Annotated in this window: 2 rRNA genes; both read left to right on the top strand. The window is 51.5% G+C overall.

Going from position 1 to position 3,312, the window contains the following annotated elements:
* A 16S ribosomal RNA gene (locus CSV73_RS16200) occupies positions 1 to 126 on the top strand; the annotation flags it as partial.
* Positions 127 to 382: 256 nt separating this feature from the next.
* Positions 383 to 3,311, top strand: a 23S ribosomal RNA gene (locus CSV73_RS16195).
* Position 3,312 lies beyond the last annotated feature (1 nt).

Genomic DNA, 3,312 nt, shown 5'->3' with positions numbered 1-3,312 from the left:
GTTTGTAACACCCGAAGTCGGTGGGGTAACCCTTAGGGGAGCTAGCCGCCGAAGGTGGGACAGATGATTGGGGTGAAGTCGTAACAAGGTAGCCGTATCGGAAGGTGCGGCTGGATCACCTCCTTTCTAAGGATAATGTTTTCTTGCCTGAAATACGGAAGAAACATTCGGAAGATAGATCTTCGATCTATCACGTTAACGTTTTGCGTTCAGTTTTGAAGGCTCATATCGTGAGTGTTCAAAACTTTTTTCTTGTTCATTGAAAACTGGATAAAACGACATTGAAAGTAATCAAGTAATCAACCGAGTCGCATATATGCGATTCAAGCAATCTTTTTAACCGATGGAATCCTATCGCTAGGATGAAGTTGGACCTTTTATAGGTTAAGTTAGAAAGGGCGCACGGCGGATGCCTTGGCACTAGGAGCCGATGAAGGACGGCACTAACACCGATATGCTTCGGGGAGCTGTAAGTGAGCTTTGATCCGAAGATTTCCGAATGGGGAAACCCACTGTCCATAATGGGACAGTACGTGTATGTGAATACATAGCATACTCGTGGCACACCCGGAGAACTGAAACATCTAAGTACCCGGAGGAAGAGAAAGAAACATCGATTCCCTTAGTAGCGGCGAGCGAAACGGGAAGAGCCCAAACCAAGAAGCTTGCTTCTTGGGGTTGTAGGACACTCTATACGGAGTTACAAAGGAATGTGTTAGATGAAGCGACCTGGAAAGGTCTGCCAAAGAGGGTAAAAGCCCCGTAGTCGAAAGCATATTCTCTCCAGAGTGGATCCTGAGTACGGCGGAACACGTGAAATTCCGTCGGAATCCGGGAGGACCATCTCCCAAGGCTAAATACTCCCTAGTGACCGATAGTGAACCAGTACCGTGAGGGAAAGGTGAAAAGCACCCCGGAAGGGGAGTGAAATAGATCCTGAAACCGTGCGCTTACAAATTGTCAGAGCCCGTTAATGGGTGATGGCGTGCCTTTTGTAGAATGAACCGGCGAGTTACGATTCCATGCAAGGTTAAGCTGAGAAAGCGGAGCCGCAGCGAAAGCGAGTCTGAATAGGGCGAATCAGTATGGGGTCGTAGACCCGAAACCAGGTGATCTACCCATGTCCAGGGTGAAGGTCAGGTAACACTGACTGGAGGCCCGAACCCACGTATGTTGAAAAATGCGGGGATGAGGTGTGGGTAGCGGTGAAATTCCAATCGAACCTGGAGATAGCTGGTTCTCTCCGAAATAGCTTTAGGGCTAGCCTCAAACGAAAGAATCTCGGAGGTAGAGCACTGTTTGGACGAGGGGCCCATCCCGGGTTACCGAATTCAGACAAACTCCGAATGCCGATGATTTATGTTTGGGAGTCAGACAGTGGGTGATAAGATCCATTGTCGAGAGGGAAACAGCCCAGACCACCAGCTAAGGTCCCCAAGTATCTGTTAAGTGGAAAAGGATGTGGCGTTGCCCAGACAACCAGGATGTTGGCTTAGAAGCAGCCATCATTTAAAGAGTGCGTAATAGCTCACTGGTCGAGTGGCGCTGCGCCGAAAATGTACCGGGGCTAAACAGATCACCGAAGCTGTGGATTGACCTTAGGGTCAATGGTAGGAGAGCGTTCCAAGGGCGTTGAAGCTAGACCGGAAGGACTGGTGGAGCGCTTGGAAGTGAGAATGCCGGTATGAGTAGCGAAAGAAGGGTGAGAATCCCTTCCACCGAATGCCCAAGGTTTCCTGAGGAAGGCTCGTCCGCTCAGGGTTAGTCAGGACCTAAGTCGAGGCCGATAGGCGTAGACGATGGACAACAGGTTGATATTCCTGTACCACCTCCCCGCCGTTTGAGTAATGGGGGGACGCAGTAGGATAGGGTGAGCACACAGTTGGTTGTGTGTCTAAGCAGTGAGGTGGAGAACGAGGCAAATCCCGTTCTCATATAACACTAGGCTGTGATGGCGAGGAGATTAATCTCCAGAGTCCCTGATTTCACACTGCCAAGAAAAGCCTCTAGCGAGGCGGGAGGTGCCTGTACCGCAAACCGACACAGGTAGGCGAGGAGAGAATCCTAAGGTGATCGAGAGAACTCTCGTTAAGGAACTCGGCAAAATGACCCCGTAACTTCGGGAGAAGGGGTGCTCTGGTAGGGTGAATAGCCCGAGAGAGCCGCAGTGAATAGGCCCAGGCGACTGTTTAGCAAAAACACAGGTCTCTGCAAAATCGTAAGATGACGTATAGGGGCTGACGCCTGCCCGGTGCTGGAAGGTTAAGAGGAGGGGTTAGCGCAAGCGAAGCTCTGAATTGAAGCCCCAGTAAACGGCGGCCGTAACTATAACGGTCCTAAGGTAGCGAAATTCCTTGTCGGGTAAGTTCCGACCCGCACGAAAGGCGTAACGATCTGGGCACTGTCTCAACGAGAGACTCGGTGAAATTATAATATGCGTGAAGATGCGCATTACCCGCGACAGGACGGAAAGACCCCGTGGAGCTTTACTGTAGCCTGATATTGAATTCCGGTGCAGCCTGTACAGGATAGGTAGGAGCCTTGGATTCCGGAGCGCTAGCTTCGGAGGAGGCATTGGTGGGATACTACCCTGGCTGTATTGGACTTCTAACCCTTGCCCGTGATCCGGGCAGGAGACAGTGTCAGGTGGACAGTTTGACTGGGGCGGTCGCCTCCTAAAGAGTAACGGAGGCGCTCAAAGGTTTCCTCAGAATGGTTGGACATCATTCGCAGAGTGCAAAGGCATAAGGAAGCTTGACTGCGAGACCTACAAGTCGAGCAGGGTCGAAAGACGGACTTAGTGATCCGGTGGTTCCGCATGGAAGGGCCATCGCTCAACGGATAAAAGCTACCCCGGGGATAACAGGCTTATCTCCCCCAAGAGTCCACATCGACGGGGAGGTTTGGCACCTCGATGTCGGCTCGTCGCATCCTGGGGCTGTAGTCGGTCCCAAGGGTTGGGCTGTTCGCCCATTAAAGCGGCACGCGAGCTGGGTTCAGAACGTCGTGAGACAGTTCGGTCCCTATCCGTCGCGGGCGCAGGAAATTTGAGGAGAGCTGTCCTTAGTACGAGAGGACCGGGATGGACATACCGCTGGTGTACCAGTTGTCTTGCCAAAGGCATCGCTGGGTAGCTATGTATGGACGGGATAAATGCTGAAAGCATCTAAGCATGAAGCCCCCTTCAAGATGAGATTTCCCATTACGCAAGTAAGTAAGATCCCTCAAAGATGATGAGGTGGATAGGTCTGGGGTGTAAGTACGGCGACGTATGTAGCTGACAGATACTAATCGATCGAGGACTTAACCTAT

The organism is Sporosarcina sp. P1 (assembly GCF_002743155.1).
GTDB classification, from domain to species: domain Bacteria; phylum Bacillota; class Bacilli; order Bacillales_A; family Planococcaceae; genus Sporosarcina; species Sporosarcina ureae_B.
This window is presented reverse-complemented; position numbering and strand designations above follow the sequence as displayed.